Below are 14765 nucleotides of genomic sequence, written 5' to 3'. Positions count from 1 at the left end.
TCGTCATGTTGACTTGGGTTCACCCCTTGGTGGTTGAGTGGGTACATGACGCAGACGCACACCGAGGACTACGAGCGGCCGGACGGCCGTGCGGTCCGCCTCACCTTTGCCCAGCCGGACGGAGTGACGCGTGGCGGGCTGGTGGTCCTGCACGAGGCCGATGGTGTGAACGACGGAGTGCGGTTGCTCGTGGCCGCGCTCGCCGAGGAGGGCTGGCTCGCCGTCGCTCCGCACATCACCTCGCCTGGTGCCGAGCCAGGATGCGCGGACGTGCTGACCGCGACGGACGTCACGCTGGCCTGGCTGGTCGACCGGGGTATCGGGGCGGATCTGCTCGGAGTGGTCGGCTTCGACCTCGGCGGCACGGCGGCGCTTGTGGTGGCCACGCGCCGGTCGCTCGGCGCGGCGGTGAGCGTTTCGCCGGTGGGCATCAGCGAGCCCGTTGCCGGGGACCTGCCCGCGCTGGTCGACGTCGCGGGCACGGTGATCAGTCCGTGGCTCGGCATTCACGGCGGCGCCGACGACAACGCCGACGAGGTGGAGATCGAGCGGCTCCGAGACGCGGCATCCGCCGCCAAGGTGGCCACCAACGTGGTGAGCTACCCCGGTGCCAATCACCGGTTCGACGCCGATCCCGATGCGGCGGCCGAGGCGTGGCAGCGCACGCTCGACTGGTTCGACGCACACCTGAGGTGAACCTTCTGGAGTAATCGAGTTCAAACCGCTCCTGTGCGTTTCGGTACGGCGGTACAGTGTCGATCCCAATGTCACACAGGGGTGGGATGACATCGTGGTCGATGCTGAACTGAGCCGTGGGGAGCCGTCGCCGGTCGCGGGGTTCGCGCAACCCGCCGGAGCCGCGCTCGCTCCGGTGGCCCGACAGATCCAGCAGGTCAAGACCCAGGCGCAGAGCGGAGGGCTCGCCCTCGACGACGGCGCTGCCCGGCAGCTGATGGCGGATCTCTCGTCCGTGCAGGCGCAGGTCCGGCAGTTGATCGTCGACGTGGCCGACGGACTCGACGTGCCGCTGAGGCTGGGCGACAACATCATCGGCCGAACGATGGCCGAGCGACTGCGGGGAGCCGCGGCAGGCAACCCCGGCGCCGTACTGCCGGTCCTCGAACAGTTCAGCGAGGTGGTGGCGGAACTGGAGGACATCGTGCGCGCGGCCGACCGGACCTACACCGAGACCGACGAGAGCGCTGCCCAGAGCACTCGAGACATCGGCCGGGCACTGGACGGAGGTTTCTGATGGAGCGGCCGGAGTTCTACGCCGATCCACCATGTGTGCCGTGGCCGCCGAGGCCGTGGCCGCCACAGCCACCGGAGGAGCCGGAGACCGACGCGGGCATCTTCGGCCTGCCCGTCGACTGGTCGGCCTATTCTCACCAGGAACTGCACACGATGGTGCACGACGAGGTGGATCTGGCCGGTGCCGACCGGGTGGCGCAGACCTGGAGCGACCTCGGGAGTTCCCTCGACCGGATCGCCGAGGACCTGCGCAGGGCGGTGCAGAGCTCGTCGGCGGGCTGGAGTGGGGAGGCGGCCGAGCAGGCCCGGGAGGCCGCGACCGGGCTCGTGCACTGGTCGGAGGGTACGGCGGGGCGTGGACACGGAGTGGCGGGTCTCGTCGGCGACCAGGCCGGATACGTGCGGGTGGCCAGAGACTCGATGCCGGCTCCGATCCTGCCCGCGGTGCCGGAGCGCCCGGAACTCTCGGCGTTCGGCGGAGGTGGTTTCGCACGGGGTGGTGAACTGGTCGCCGACAACGGAGCACAGCAGGAGATCGTGGCCAACCGCCACCAGCAGGCCGCCGAGGTGATGCGGCAGCTGCAACACGACTCCGGCGAGGTGTACGGCAGGGTTCCGCACTTCCCGCCGCCCCGCGTGGAGTACGAGGCTCCCGAACGGCCCCTGCCCCCGCAGCCGCGCCCTGATGTGGGCGACGACGGCACCACGGCCAGCGGCGTGGACAGCGCTCCTGCCGGTGCGGCCGCGGGCTCGGGCCGTCCGCAAACGCTTGCACCTGGCGGTATGGCGGGCGCCGGGATGCCGCCGTCCGCCGGTGATCAGCTCGCCGGGGGTGGGCGTGTCGGCGCGGGGGCGGTCGGTGGCCCGGCCGCCGCTACCGCCGCCTCCGGCCCCGTCGCCGGAGGCGGTCCGCGCGGTCCGCTGGCGGCGGGCGGGATGCCGATGGGTGCCGCGGGATCGGGTGCCCGGCCGGGCGACGACACCGAACACAAGTCGCCGGCATATCTGGAAGAGGACGAGGATCTGTGGGGGGCCGACGTGCCGGTGGTGGCACCGGTGATCGGTGAGGACTCCCACCGCAGGGGGTTCTAGTTGCGCGACGAGACCAGCGGCTGGATCCAGCTGCATGTCGGTGAGTTCTTCCTGCTGTGGACCGAACTCGGGCTGGGTGAGCCGCCCGCGATCCTGCGGGTTCCGCACATCGGCCGAATGCCCGCGGAGCGGGAGGAGTTGGTCGTGGCCGCGGGCGGGGCGCTGGCCGAGCGTGATCTGGGCACGGTGCGCGACCCGGCGAACGATCTTGCCGGACTGCTGCGAGGACTGGCGGACCCGCACGTCCGGCTGGACCTGCACGCCGAGGGCGAAGGGTTCTCGTTCGCCGCGTTCGGCTCGGTCACCACGCAGGGTGCGGTTTCCGTGGGGATCGCCGGGACGGAGGTTCGCCTCGGTCCGGTGCGCACGCCGAACCTCGTCGCGACGATGCTGCAGGTGCTCCCGTCCCTGCCGTCGGCTGTGGGGAGCGGGGCCAATGTCCGGATGGTCGACTACCTGGCCGCCTGTGCGGCCGGTGAACGCGAGGGCACCGGTGCCTTCACGGGTGTGCTGCGCACGGCAGGACTGCGGCCGCCGGAAGTGAACGTCTTCACCAGGGCACTGACCGGCCGCGTGGCGGGCGGGCAGCTCGGTGGCAGCGTCAGGACGCGGGACGGGCGCTGGCAGCGGTCCGCGTCGGTGCTGGGTTGGGTGGACACCGAGGAGGGCCGCTACGCCTTGCGGCGTAAGGCCGACTGGGTCACCGCGACACCGGTGGACGGGCCGCGTCTTCGGTCGATGGGTGAGGAACTGCTGGCGGATTTGCTGGGCTGAACCTGCTCGATCTCGCGTTAGGGTGCTGGACATGACTGCTGCTCCTGAATTGCTGTGGCGCCCTGCACCGGATCGGGTCGTCAACACCAAGATCGAAGCGTTCCGCCGCTGGTTGCGGGCCGAGCGGGGGGTGGAGGTGGCGGACTACCGCGAGTTGTGGGAGTACTCCACCGAGTCGATGGCCGAATTCTGGGACGCGGCCACCGAGTTTCTCGGCGTGCGCTGGCACGAGCGTCCGACCGAGGTGCTGTCCGGCACGGAGATGCCCGGCGCGCGTTGGTTCTCCGGCGCCACGCTGAACTACGCCGAGCATGCGCTGGCCGGCGGGGTCGCCGGGGCCGCGAAGGGGGACGGCGAACTCGCGGTGATCTTCCAGCGGGAGGACGGCGCGGGCGCTGCCCTGACCTACGGCGAACTGCGGTCTCAGGTGGCGGCGGCCCGTGCCGCGCTGCGCGCGCTCGGGGTGACGAAGGGCGACCGGGTGGTGGCACTCGCACCGAACTGCCCGCAGACGCTGGTGGCCTTCCTCGCGGCTGCCAGTCTGGGCGCGATCTGGTCGTCGTGCTCACCGGACTTCGGCGTGCGGGCCGTGTCGGACCGGTTCACCCAGATCGAGCCCAAGGTGCTGATCGCGGTGAACGGATATGTCTACAACGGACGCACGTTCGACGTTCGATCCACTGTGGATCAGTTGAGGGAGCAGATTCCCTCGCTCGCCGCGACGGTTCTGGTGAACTACGCGGGAGAGGGCACGCTCACGGGAGCACGCGACTGGGACGAGCTGCTGCGCGAGCACGAGGGCGCGGCGCTGGAGTTCGACCCGATGGAGTTCGACCATCCGCTGTGGGTGCTTTACTCGTCCGGAACGACGGGGCTGCCGAAGGGGATCGTGCAGGGGCATGGCGGGATCACCGTCGAGCACCTGAAAGCGCTGGCACTGCAGAGCGACCTCGGGCCGGACGACCGGTTCTTCTGGTTCACCACGACCGGCTGGATGATGTGGAACTTCCTCATCTCCGGCTTGCTGGTCGGCTCGACGATCGTGCTGTACGACGGAAGCCCCGGGTATCCCGACCTGAACGTGCTGTGGCAGCTCGCCGAGAAGCACGAGGTGACGTACTTCGGGACGTCGGCTCCGTTCGTGCAGAGCTGCCTGAAGGCCCACCTGAAGCCGGCCGAGCAGTACGACCTCTCGGCCCTGCGGGCGCTCGGGTCCACGGGAGCCCCGCTGAGCGACGACGGGTTCCGCTGGATCGCGGACGAGGTCGGCAGTGGGGTGCAGATCAGCTCGGTGTCCGGCGGGACGGATCTGTGCACGGCGTTCGTCGGCTCGGCGCCGGACGTTCCGGTGTGGCTGGGGGAGTTGTCCTGCCGGTGCCTCGGTGCGGCCGTGGAGGCATACGACGAGGACGGGCAGCCGGTGGTGGAGCAGGTCGGCGAGCTGATGATCACGAAGCCGATGCCGTCGATGCCGGTGTTCTTCTGGAACGACGAGGACGGCAGCAGGCTGCAGGAGGCGTACTTCGAGGAGTATCCCGGCAAGTGGCGCCACGGCGACTGGATCCGGATCACCGCGCGCGGATCGGCGGTGATCTACGGCCGCAGCGACTCGACGCTGAACCGCGGCGGTGTGCGGATGGGGACGGCGGAGTTCTATCGGGTGGTCGAGGGCTTCGAGCAGATCGCGGACTCATTGGTGATCGACACGTCGGCGAACGAGGAGGGGGAGTTGCTCTGCTTCCTGGTGCTCGCACCGGGTGCCACGCTGGCCGAGATCGAGCCGGCGCTACGCAAGGAACTGCGCGCGGCGTTGTCGCCTCGGCATGTGCCGGACCGCTTCATCCTCGTCGACGAGGTGCCCCGCACGCTCAACGGCAAGAAGTGCGAGGTGCCGGTGAAGAAGATCCTGCGCGGGGTGGCGCCGGACAGGGCGGTCAGCCGGGACGCACTGGCCAACCCGGAGTCGCTGTCGCCGTTCGTGGCCCTCGCGGGGAAGTGAGTTCGAACACCTTTGCGTTGTCCGCCCGTGCTCCGGCCCCAAGCGGAGCCGCGGGCGGGCCAGCGGAGTGTTTTAGCAGCTCAAGTGGGTGAACCGGGGGTGCTTTGCCGGAGGGTGACGGCGCTGTGTACTCTATCTCGGCAGTGGTCGTTGGCCTGGAGGCTTCGCCTAGTCTGGTCTATGGCGCCGCACTGCTAATGCGGTTGGGGGTAACCCCCCCTCCCGGGTTCAAATCCCGGAGCCTCCGCTGGGACCCGGTTCGCCGGGAACCGGGGCTAGCTTGCTAGCCTAACAACTGAACACGCGCCCGTAGCTCAACGGATAGAGCATCTGACTACGGATCAGAAGGTTAGGGGTTCGAATCCCTTCGGGCGCACGTCTGGTTGAGACAGCAAGACCAAGAAACCCCCTGGAAACAGGGGGTTTCTTGCTGTCCGGGGGTGGGTCGACGCGGATGAGTTCCGCCGCACGCGACCACAATCTTCGATACCGGGACTGCGCGCGCCGTACGTTGCCGCAGACGTACTACGGGGAATAGCTCTGTCGGTCTCGCTGTCCCTACTTGTCCGCGCCACGGACGACTGAGCAGTTCGCTGGTGAGCGGTCACCGCTTGCATTTCGGAGAAACCCAATCGGGTCTTCTTTTCGCACTGTTCGAGGGAGCGACATCTGGATTCTGCGACGGTATCTTGCACGGGAAATTTTCAAACCAGGGGAAAGGTGAATTGATGTTCACACGGCGGACGCGTCATGGATTCGCGTTGGCGGGCCTCACGCTCGGGGCGATGGTGGTGCTGGCACCGGCGGCGTCTGCGGCGTCGCAGCCTTCGTCGGTCGGTCTGGAGGACGTGGTCACGTCAAGCGCGGGAGCATTGACCGGCTCTGTTGGTGCACTCCTGGGAGGTGTCGACGGGGGTCCGGGGATCACTGAGGCTGTGCCAACTCCTTCGCACACTTTCAACGAGATTCTGCCAAAAGGTATTCTCGGCGGCTAGAATTGCATCGGTAATGTAGATGTTCGCCCGTAATTGTGGCGAACAACCAGAAAGCCCCCTGGAAACAGGGGGTTTTCTGCTGCCGGTTTCGGCGAGCCTGTCGCCGGTACCGCCGTTCGGCCGTGCACAGTCCGCCGCAAGTTCGGCACACTGGGACCACGACCGATGGGGGTACGAGGATGGTGTCGAACGAGGCCGAACGGCTGGCCGCCTCAGTTGACAAGGTGTCCGTGGGGCGGGTGTACGACTACCTGCTCGGCGGCGTGCACAACTATGCCGTGGACCAGGCGTTCGCCGAGGAACAGTTGAAGATCCTGCCGGATATCCGGGATTTCGCCAGGGCCAACCGTGCGTATCTGGGGCGAGTGGTCCGCTATGCGGTCGATGCCGGGATCAGGCAGTTCGTCGACATCGGCTCCGGCCTGCCGACGCAGGGCAACGTGCACGAGGTGGCAGAACAAGCGGCACCTGGTGAATGCCGGGTCGTCTACATCGACAACGAGCCGATCGCGCAGGCGCACGCGGAGATCCTGCTGGAGCGGACGGCGGATCCGCAGCGGCACCGCGCCATCGACGCCGACTTCTTCGACGGCCCCGGGCTCTGGCAGCGCGTGCTCGACACCGGCGTGATCGACACCCGGGAGCCCGTCGCGCTGTTGGTGGTCGCCCTGCTGCACTTCATGCCGCCCGACACCCACCCCCAGCAGTCCCTGCGCTTCTACCTCGACCAACTTCCCGTCGGAAGTATGATGGCGCTCTCCCACATCCACATCGCTCCGGAGGACACCGAGACACAGGCTGCGTCGGACAAGGTCGCCGCCTCGTACCGCCGACGGACGAACAGCCCGGTCACGCCCCGCAGCCGGGCCGAGATCACTTCCTTCTTCGACGGCCTCGACCTCGCCGAACCCGGCTTGGTGTGGTTGCCGCAGTGGCGGCCGGACGGCTCCGAATCGTTCGCGGACCAGCCCGAGCGCTCCCGGGGCCTGGTCGCCGCCGGGTGGAAGCGGTGAGGTCTGCCTGACTCCTGGCGATCTGCCACAGCACGGACGGTGCCGACAGGTGAGATGCTGAGGGTGGGACCTGTTTACGGAAGGAGCGCCCATGGCTGACGAACCCACCGATGATCGGCAGGACAGCGGGCACACGCCGATGCCGGAGAATCCGCGGGCCCGGCCGGAGCAGACCGTCGATTCCTTGGAGGACCGGGTTTTCGGGGAAACCCAGGACCAGCAGCGTGACGAGGATCCCAACCGCCCGGCGTACGAGCAGGACATCGAGCCCGAGGAAACGACAGCCGACCAGGGCCACCAGGTCGACGAGCCGCCCGAGTAGCTCCTGGTCCGCCTTCAGGGCCTGGGGAGTTCGGCGGCGAACGCCGGACTTGGCCGCACGATGACGATCGACTGACCGTCCGCCGAGGTCGCCGCGCCGACCAGACGCGCCATGCCGGCACGGTGGAACGGGAACGCCGAGGCGATCATGACGACGAAACCGACGATCGCCACCCCGGCGAACGCCTGCACCGTGGACGTGTCGGCGACGATCCCCACCAGCAGCGAGCCCGCGAAGGCGAGCAGACCACCGGCGAACATCACCAGCGCGATCGTGAGCCAGAACGCCCTGAACCGCACACACTCACGGCAGAGCGGCCAGCCTTTGACATTGGTGACCCGTACCTTCTTCGCGCGCTGCCCGAGCCGGTCGGTGGTGCTGAGCACATTCCCGCTGAGCGCCCGGTTTCCCTCGATCTCCACTTTCGACTGCAGCGCGAAATCGACACGCTTCACGGCCTCGTTGCCGTGTCGTGAGCAGTGGGCCGGCAGATTGCCGGGCTGCTGAACCAGTTCGGCGGGCAGTGTGTAGACGTTCGGCTCGTGCCGCACTCGAACTCCCGTTCTGGAGAATTTTGCGCGATCGGACTCGATTTGGCCTGGGGGCAAAGTCTACTTGTTACGATCCGCGCGTTGATACCGTTGGCGGCAGTTTGGTGCGGGGGTGGATGAGACGTGGGTTTCAAGGTAGAGCCCAAGAGTATCGGGACGTTCAGTGAGAAAATGGACGGTCTGGTGGTCGACGCCAACGCGGCGAAGACCTATGCCGAAGACTGGCTGAGCATTGAGGGTTCCGACGCACGGATCTTTGCCACGATCGCGGGTGCGGCCGAAGAGGCCAAGTCCGCGCTCAGCGAGAACTACGAACGGCTCGCCAAGATCCAAGGCACCGCAGCGGTGGAACTGGACAAGGCCGCGACCATGTACGACAACACCGAGACCGCGGAAGCCGAGCGCATCGACGGTACCTACAAGGCGGGTGAGTGACCATGAGCGAGTCGCCCTCGGCCGAGCTCGCCGACCCCACAGCGTCCGATCCGGTCCCGGATCTCCTGGAGAACGTCATCGGAATCAGCCAGTACATCAGCATCTCGTACTGGGTCGGGCAGGCCGTCGACCTCATCTTCGACGTCAACCCGTTCTCCTGGGTCGCCGAGCAGTTCGCCGGTGACTGGGAGAAGGTGCAGAAGGCCGGTATCGCACTGGAGAACCTCGGCAAGTTCAGCACCGAGTACTCCGGCGCCATCACCTCGGGCTGGAGCACCGTGTCCAGCGACTGGCAGGGCAACGCCGCCGACAGCGCGAACACGTACTTCAGTGGCCTCGCGGCGACCATCGAGGACCAGCAGAGCACGTTGGTCGCGATGGGCAAGGAGTTCAAGCAGTCCGCCGTCGGCATGTACGAAACGGCCAACGCGATCAAGGGGATGCTGGAAACCCTGCTCGACCTGCTCATCGCGATCGGCATCGAGCTCGCCGCCGCGGCCGCGAGCAGCTGGACCGTGATCGGCCCGATCCTTTCCGGCGCGGCCGCCGCTGTCACGATCAGCAAGGCGCTCGGGGTGTGGGGGCAGATGCTCGAGGCGCACACCTGGGCGTGGAACGCCGCACAGGGACTGGTCGGACTGATGGCCGGCTACCTCAGCACACTTGGCGACATCGAAAAGCACGCTTTGCCGGAGAGCAACTACGACCACCCGGGAGTGTGAGATGAGCAAACCGGAACCGGAACCGATGCTCGATGTCGCGCGGGGTGACGCCGCGCTGTCGAAACACCTCAAGAACTCGCTGAACCTCCTGCGCGGCAAGGTCGACGACCCGGAGTTCCGTAACCTGGTCGACGACGTCACCTCCGGCCGTAGAAGCCTGCGTGACACCTTCAACTCTCCCGCCTTCTCCCGAGCGCTGGACCCGCTCATGGACCAGGCCACCACGCACTATCGGAATCTGTCCGAAGAAGAACGTGCCGAGCTCACCCGCACGGGTGAGGAACAGTTCGAAGAGCTGCGACGGTCCGAGGCGGAAGCCTCCCGGCGGGGAAACTCGCCGGACGACGATGACGAGGATTTCAGTGACCGAACCTGGTTGAGGTAGGCGGACAGCGTTCACCGCAGGTCAGTGCTCGAACGCCAGTTTGTCTCCTTTGTTACCCACATGGGTGATTGGTATGCCAGACCGTTTCTGTCGGCAAGGTGGCGGCAATGCGGATGGTGGAAGTCGGTCTCCATGGCCGGACTTCGGCTCCCAAGTGGAAGGAGACAACAACCGTGGCTACCACTGTTCGTCCTGAAGAACTGATCGACGACACCGTTGTCGACGCGCAGGGCAGCAAGATCGGCAAGGTGGGCACCGTGTACATCACCGATGACACGGCCCAGCCGGAATGGGTGACGGTGAAGACCGGCCTGTTCGGGCAAAAGGAGAGCTTCGTTCCCCTTCAGGGCGCCCGCCGCGAGTCCGATGGTCTGCACGTGCAGGTGTCCAAGGACCAGGTTTCCGACGCTCCCCAGGCCGACGACGACGGGCATCTGTCCGATCAGGACAGTGCGCGCCTATACCAGTACTACAATCTGCCGATTCCCCGGCAGGGCGGCACAGGAAAACCCCAGCAGGGCCAACGGCAGGCCGCTCAGACCGCTCGTGAAGGCGAGTCGATGACCCGTTCCGAGGAGCGGCTCAAGGTCGGTACCGAGCCGGTGGAGACCGGACGCGTCCGGCTGCGTAAGCACGTGGTGACCGAGGAGCAGCAGGTGAACGTCCCGGTTTCGCACGAGGAGGTGCGCGTCGAACGCGAGCCCATCAGCGAGGCCGACCGGCGTAAGGGTGCCGACATCGGCGAGGCCGAGCAGGAGGTCACCCTGCACGCCGAGAAACCGAGGGTCGAGAAGGAGAGCGTCCCCGTGGAGAAGGCTCGACTCGGCAAGGAGACCGTCACCGAGGACCAGCCCGTCAGCGGGCAGGTTCGCCGCGAGGAGTTCGAGATCGACGACGACACGCGGCGTCGTGGCGGCAACCAACGCCGTTGACCCACCGTGGTGTTGCCGGGCGCGCAGAGTGCGCTCGGCAACACGCGCGGAAACTCTGATACAGCACCGCTTTTGCCCTGGTTTTTACGTGCGTGCGCTGGGGCGGCAGTGCCGGGGGCCGCCGACTCCGCAGGCGCCGTCGGAGTCGCCCGGATCTTGAGCCACCACGGCCGGTTTGCCGCCGATTCTCCTGGTGAAGTCGCCGATCCAGGTTCGATACGACTCGGGGCTCCCGCACCAGCCGGGTCGAGGTAGCGGACCAGACCTCGCATTGTTATGGTTGATCTATAACAACCTGGGAGGTCGTGATGAGCCGTCATCCGAAGTTGGACCGTGGTCTCCTCGCCGGTGGCCCGCAGCTGCTGGCCGTGGCGCCCGCCGTCGTGACGATGGTGACCGCATGGGACCGGCTGCCCGAGCGGTTGGCGACCCGTTTCGCGCTCGACGGCTCGGTCAGCGACCACATGGGTCGTCTCGCGGTGTTCTTCTCGCTGATCGGCCTCGGTCTGCTGCTCTCGGTGACCCTCGGGTTCGTCGCCGGCTCGATGTCCGGCACGCGCGTCGTCCCGCTCTCCAAATGGGACCTTCCGCGGCTGCTGGTCGTGCTCTCCTGGGGGCTGGCCGGATTCCTCGGTGTCCTCCTGTTCGCGCTCGTGACGAGCAACATCGACACGGAAGGCGCGGCCACCGTTTCGCTGCCCGCGCTCGCGCTGCTCTACGCCCTGGGCGCCGCGGTGCTGACCGGGGCCATCGGCGCCGTGCTCGCTCCGAGGGGCAGGACGACCCAGCCGCTCGAGGACCACGAGACGCCGGCCATGGAGCTGAGCGCGGGCGAACACGTCAGCTGGTCGCGGTCCATCAGTTCGCCCTGGTTCAGGGCGCTCGGAGTCGTGCTCCTGATGGCGGGTCCGGTTCTCGGCTGGGTCGTCGGGTGGGTCCCGGGCGGCACGGTCCTCGCGGCCGGGCTGCTGGTCGCACTGCTGGCCGGGGCGATGGTCACCGTTGACCGGCGCGGGACGACGGTGGCGTTCTCCGCGCTCGGCTGGCCCCGGGTCCGCGTCGGTCTGGACGAGATCGAGTCCGCCTCGGTGGAGGACGTCTCCCCGATCCAGTTCGGCGGATGGGGCTACCGCATCATCCCGGGAGCCAGCGGAGTACTGCTGCGCACCGGGCCCGCCCTGATCCTCACGCGCACCTCGGGCAGACGTTTCGTGGTCACGGTGGACGATGCGGAGACGGCGGCAAGCGTCCTCAACGGCCTCCTTGCGCGCAGGGCGTGAGTCGCCGTGCTCTTCCGGGTGGACCCTGCCAAGAACGTACCGCTGAGCAGTCAGATCGCAGCCTGCGTGCGGCGGGGCATCGCCGACGGGTCGGTGCACGGTGGGGATCGCCTGCCGTCCGCGCGTGAACTGGCCACCTCCTTGGAGGTCAGCATTCACACCGTGCTGGCCGGCTACCAGCAGCTTCGCGACGAGAGGCTGATCGAGCTGCGCAGGGGCCGGGGCGCGACCGTTCGCGCCGGGGTGCGGGCCGATCGCGCCGCGCTCGCCGAACTGGTGGAGCAGGTGGTCGAGGCGGCCCGCCGGATGGATCTGGATGAGGACGAACTCATAGGCCTCATCCGGGCCCGCGCGAGGGTGACCTGACCGCAGGGGCGGGGAATACAGGGTCACCGGCTACGGTTAGATTAGTTGAACACTTAACTAACCGGCTGCCCGAGGAGTGGACATGCAGTTTGGGATCTTCACCGTCGGGGACGTGACCGTCGACCCGAACACCGGTGTGGCCCCGACCGAAGCCGAGCGGATCAAGGCCATGGTCCGCATCGCGCTCAAGGCCGAAGAGGTCGGACTGGACGTTTTCGCCACGGGCGAGCACCACAACCCGCCGTTCGTGCCGTCCTCGCCGACCACCATGCTCGGCCACATCGCGGCGCTGACCGAGCGGATCGTCCTGTCGACCTCCACCACGCTGATCACCACGAACGACCCGGTGAAGATCGCCGAGGACTACGCGATGCTGCAGCACCTCGCGGACGGCCGGGTCGACCTGATGATGGGCAGGGGCAATACCGGACCGGTGTACCCCTGGTTCGGCCAGGACATCCGCAACGGCATTCCGCTGGCCATCGAGAACTACCACCTGCTGCGCCGCCTGTGGCGCGAGGACGTCGTGGACTGGGAGGGCAAGTTCCGCACCCCGCTGCACGGCTTCACCTCGACGCCCCGCCCGCTCGACGGCGTGCCGCCGTTCGTCTGGCACGGCTCCATCCGCAGCCCGGAAATCGCCGAGCAGGCCGCGTACTACGGCGACGGCTTCTTCGCCAACCACATCTTCTGGCCCAAGGAGCACTTCATCCGGCTGGTGAGCCTGTACCGCTCCCGTTTCGAGCACTACGGCCACGGCGCGGCCGACCAGGCCATCGTCGGACTCGGTGGACAGCTCTTCATGCGGAAGAACTCGCAGGACGCCGTCAACGAGTTCCGCCCGTACTTCGACAACGCGCCGGTGTACGGCCACGGTCCCTCACTTGAGGAGTTCACCGAGCAGACCCCGCTGACCGTCGGCAGCCCGCAGGAAGTGATCGAAAAGACGCTCACCTTCCGCGAGTCCTTCGGTGACTACCAGCGCCAGCTCTTCCTGCTGGACCACGCCGGTCTGCCGCTCAAAACCGTGCTGGAGCAACTGGACCTGCTCGGTGCGGAGGTCCTTCCGGTGCTGCGCAAGGAGTTCGACGCGCTGCGTCCCGCGCACGTCCCCGAGGCGCCGACCCACGAGAGCCTGCGTATCGCCGGGGTGCGGGCATGAGTACGCGCAAGCTGACCGTCGTCTCCGCCGGGTTGAGCCAGCCGTCGTCCACGCGGCTGCTGGCCGACCGGCTCACCGCGGCGACAAGGCGGGCCCTCGTCGAGCACGGCGAAGAGGCCGAGGTCGAGGTGATCGAACTCCGGGAGCACGCCCACGACCTGGCGAACAACCTGCTGACCGGGGTACCGACGGGCAAGCTCGGCCCCGCGATCGACGCGGTGACAGGTGCCGACGGACTGATCGCGGTGACGCCGGTCTTCAACGCCTCCTACAGCGGGTTGTTCAAGACGTTCTTCGATGTCCTCGATCCGGACTCGCTGACCGGCCTGCCGGTGCTCGCCGCGGCCACCGGCGGCACTCCGCGGCACTCGCTGGCGCTGGAGCACGCCCTGCGGCCGATGTTCGCCTATCTCCGAGCCGTCGTCGTGCCCACCGCGGTGTACGCCGCGTCGCCGGACTGGGGCTCCTCCGGCACCGGCGGCAGCGAACTCACCACCAGGATCGACAGGGCGGCCGAAGAACTCGCCGCACTGGCCGCGGGCCGGACTCGCCGGAACGACGGACCAGCCGAGCCGACGCCGTTCGAACAGCTCCTCGCCGAATCGCAGGGCCACGCCTGAGCGGTGGACCACGCTACGAGCGAAAACGGTGGTCGAGGGGGCGTTCCGAGCCGACACTGAGCTGATGGGACTCGGTTTCGGTGGCGAGATCAGCGACTTCTACCAGCGGTACAGACGCGGCTACCCCGACGCCGTACCCGATGCGATCGTCCGCAAGTTCGGCTTGAACCGCGACGATCTCGCGCTCGACCTCGGCTGCGGCACGGGGCAGCTCACGTTGCCCCTCGCGGAGCGGGTGGGGCATGTCCTCGGCATCGACCCCGAACCCGACATGCTGCACCGGGCCAGGAGTGCGGCAATCGAGCGCGGTGTCGGCAATGTGGGCTGGCTGCTCGGCTCCGACACCGATCTGCCCGCCCTGGGGCAGCTGCTGGGCAGGCCGATCGGCGCGGTCACCATCGGCCAGGCCCTGCACTGGATGGACCACGATGCGCTGTTCCGCACGCTTGGCACGTGGTTGCGTGCGGGCGGCGGCGTGGCCGTCGTGTCGAACGGGACGCCGCTGTGGCTGCAGGACGCACCGTGGTCCCAGGCATTGCGGTCGGTTCTGGAGGACTGGCTCGACACGACACTCACTCACACCTGCGGCACCGACGAGTCCAGCAGGCAGCGGTACACAGAAAGCCTCGTGGCTTCGGGATACGCGGTGACCGGGACGAGCGTCGAGTACGCGGGCGAACTCGACCTCGACGAGATCATCGGCGGTGTCTACTCGGCGATGTCCGTCGAGCAGCTGCCCGCGCCGGAGCAACGGACTGTTTTCGCGGACAAGGTTCGTGCCGAGCTGGAGCGACACCGGCCGTACGTCGAGCACGTACGGGTGACGACGCTGTTCGGCCGCGTGCCGGAGTAACACCCGCGATCGC

At 67.8% G+C, this 14765-nt stretch carries 17 protein-coding genes and 2 tRNA genes; 18 read left to right on the top strand and 1 reads right to left on the bottom strand.

Features of this window, described 5'->3' with window-relative positions:
- Positions 1 to 45 precede the first annotated feature (45 nt).
- From BM199_RS07485 to BM199_RS07445, 9 genes are all read left to right on the top strand, one after another.
- On the top strand, positions 46 to 696 hold the full coding sequence (locus BM199_RS07485; RefSeq protein ID WP_091671411.1) for a dienelactone hydrolase family protein: 651 nt from the start codon (positions 46 to 48) through the stop codon (positions 694 to 696).
- Positions 697 to 790: 94 nt separating this feature from the next.
- Complete coding sequence (locus tag BM199_RS07480) at positions 791 to 1252, top strand: hypothetical protein (protein WP_091671409.1); 462 nt, start codon at positions 791 to 793, stop codon at positions 1250 to 1252.
- Positions 1252 to 2343 carry a PPE domain-containing protein gene (locus BM199_RS07475; protein ID WP_091671408.1) on the top strand — a complete coding sequence of 364 codons (1092 nt, stop codon included), beginning with the start codon at positions 1252 to 1254 and terminating at the stop codon, positions 2341 to 2343. The genes BM199_RS07480 and BM199_RS07475 overlap by 1 nt, the downstream gene beginning before the upstream one ends.
- Positions 2344 to 3117, top strand: coding sequence for an ESX secretion-associated protein EspG (locus BM199_RS07470; protein WP_091671406.1), 774 nt, complete (start codon positions 2344 to 2346; stop codon positions 3115 to 3117).
- Positions 3118 to 3142: 25 nt separating this feature from the next.
- Positions 3143 to 5116, top strand: a complete 1974-nt coding sequence (locus BM199_RS07465; RefSeq protein ID WP_091671631.1) for an acetoacetate--CoA ligase — start codon at positions 3143 to 3145, stop codon at positions 5114 to 5116.
- Between the two features lie 157 nt (positions 5117 to 5273).
- Positions 5274 to 5363 (top strand) — tRNA-Ser (locus tag BM199_RS07460).
- 56 nt (positions 5364 to 5419) lie between these two features.
- A tRNA-Arg gene (locus BM199_RS07455) sits at positions 5420 to 5492 on the top strand.
- 798 nt (positions 5493 to 6290) lie between these two features.
- Complete coding sequence (locus tag BM199_RS07450; protein ID WP_091671404.1) at positions 6291 to 7124, top strand: SAM-dependent methyltransferase; 834 nt, start codon at positions 6291 to 6293, stop codon at positions 7122 to 7124.
- A 91-nt stretch (positions 7125 to 7215) separates the two neighbouring features.
- A complete protein-coding gene (locus BM199_RS07445) occupies positions 7216 to 7446 on the top strand; it encodes a hypothetical protein (protein ID WP_091671403.1) in 231 nt (76 codons plus the stop codon).
- 14 nt (positions 7447 to 7460) lie between these two features.
- Here the strand turns inward: BM199_RS07445 and BM199_RS07440 are convergent, their stop codons facing one another.
- Positions 7461 to 7997, bottom strand: coding sequence for a hypothetical protein (locus BM199_RS07440; protein WP_245788210.1), 537 nt, complete (start codon positions 7995 to 7997; stop codon positions 7461 to 7463).
- 123 nt (positions 7998 to 8120) lie between these two features.
- Here BM199_RS07440 and BM199_RS07435 point away from each other — a divergent pair, with 123 nt between their 5' ends.
- The 9 genes from BM199_RS07435 (at position 8121) to BM199_RS07395 (ending at position 14752) form a co-directional block, all read left to right on the top strand.
- Entirely contained in the window at positions 8121 to 8432 is a 312-nt protein-coding gene (locus tag BM199_RS07435; protein WP_245788209.1) for a type VII secretion target, read from the top strand.
- Between the two features lie 2 nt (positions 8433 to 8434).
- Entirely contained in the window at positions 8435 to 9154 is a 720-nt protein-coding gene (locus BM199_RS07430) for a hypothetical protein (protein ID WP_091671401.1), read from the top strand.
- A 1-nt stretch (position 9155) separates the two neighbouring features.
- Positions 9156 to 9539, top strand: coding sequence for a hypothetical protein (locus BM199_RS07425; RefSeq protein WP_091671399.1), 384 nt, complete (start codon positions 9156 to 9158; stop codon positions 9537 to 9539).
- Positions 9540 to 9712: 173 nt separating this feature from the next.
- Entirely contained in the window at positions 9713 to 10471 is a 759-nt protein-coding gene (locus BM199_RS07420; RefSeq protein ID WP_091671397.1) for a DUF2382 domain-containing protein, read from the top strand.
- A gap of 308 nt (positions 10472 to 10779) precedes the next feature.
- Positions 10780 to 11751 carry a DUF1648 domain-containing protein gene (locus tag BM199_RS07415; protein WP_091671395.1) on the top strand — a complete coding sequence of 324 codons (972 nt, stop codon included), beginning with the start codon at positions 10780 to 10782 and terminating at the stop codon, positions 11749 to 11751.
- A 6-nt stretch (positions 11752 to 11757) separates the two neighbouring features.
- Positions 11758 to 12117 (top strand): GntR family transcriptional regulator, encoded by a 360-nt coding sequence (locus BM199_RS07410; RefSeq protein ID WP_091671394.1) that lies wholly within the window; start codon positions 11758 to 11760, stop codon positions 12115 to 12117.
- A gap of 82 nt (positions 12118 to 12199) precedes the next feature.
- Positions 12200 to 13279, top strand: coding sequence for an LLM class flavin-dependent oxidoreductase (locus BM199_RS07405; protein WP_091671392.1), 1080 nt, complete (start codon positions 12200 to 12202; stop codon positions 13277 to 13279).
- Positions 13276 to 13899 carry an FMN reductase gene (locus BM199_RS07400; RefSeq protein ID WP_091671391.1) on the top strand — a complete coding sequence of 208 codons (624 nt, stop codon included), beginning with the start codon at positions 13276 to 13278 and terminating at the stop codon, positions 13897 to 13899. Before BM199_RS07405 ends, BM199_RS07400 begins: the two co-directional genes overlap by 4 nt.
- Before the next feature lie 64 nt (positions 13900 to 13963).
- On the top strand, positions 13964 to 14752 hold the full coding sequence (locus BM199_RS07395; RefSeq protein ID WP_091671625.1) for a class I SAM-dependent methyltransferase: 789 nt from the start codon (positions 13964 to 13966) through the stop codon (positions 14750 to 14752).
- Positions 14753 to 14765: the final 13 nt, after the last annotated feature.

The organism is Amycolatopsis marina (assembly GCF_900111885.1).
Lineage (GTDB): Bacteria > Actinomycetota > Actinomycetes > Mycobacteriales > Pseudonocardiaceae > Amycolatopsis > Amycolatopsis marina.
Note: the sequence above shows the minus strand (reverse complement) of the source record. Positions and strands in the feature narration are given on the sequence as shown.

Excerpts from the sequence above, each read along its gene's own strand:
- BM199_RS07485 (WP_091671411.1), top strand. The coding sequence starts at position 46 with ATGACGCAGACGCACACCGAGGACTACGAGCGGCCGGACGGCCGTGCG.
- BM199_RS07475 (WP_091671408.1), top strand. The coding sequence starts at position 1,252 with ATGGAGCGGCCGGAGTTCTACGCCGATCCACCATGTGTGCCGTGGCCG.
- BM199_RS07450 (WP_091671404.1), top strand. The coding sequence starts at position 6,291 with ATGGTGTCGAACGAGGCCGAACGGCTGGCCGCCTCAGTTGACAAGGTG.
- BM199_RS07445 (WP_091671403.1), top strand. The coding sequence starts at position 7,216 with ATGGCTGACGAACCCACCGATGATCGGCAGGACAGCGGGCACACGCCG.
- BM199_RS07430 (WP_091671401.1), top strand. The coding sequence starts at position 8,435 with ATGAGCGAGTCGCCCTCGGCCGAGCTCGCCGACCCCACAGCGTCCGAT.
- BM199_RS07425 (WP_091671399.1), top strand. The coding sequence starts at position 9,156 with ATGAGCAAACCGGAACCGGAACCGATGCTCGATGTCGCGCGGGGTGAC.
- BM199_RS07415 (WP_091671395.1), top strand. The coding sequence starts at position 10,780 with ATGAGCCGTCATCCGAAGTTGGACCGTGGTCTCCTCGCCGGTGGCCCG.
- BM199_RS07405 (WP_091671392.1), top strand. The coding sequence starts at position 12,200 with ATGCAGTTTGGGATCTTCACCGTCGGGGACGTGACCGTCGACCCGAAC.
- BM199_RS07400 (WP_091671391.1), top strand. The coding sequence starts at position 13,276 with ATGAGTACGCGCAAGCTGACCGTCGTCTCCGCCGGGTTGAGCCAGCCG.
- BM199_RS07395 (WP_091671625.1), top strand. The coding sequence starts at position 13,964 with ATGGGACTCGGTTTCGGTGGCGAGATCAGCGACTTCTACCAGCGGTAC.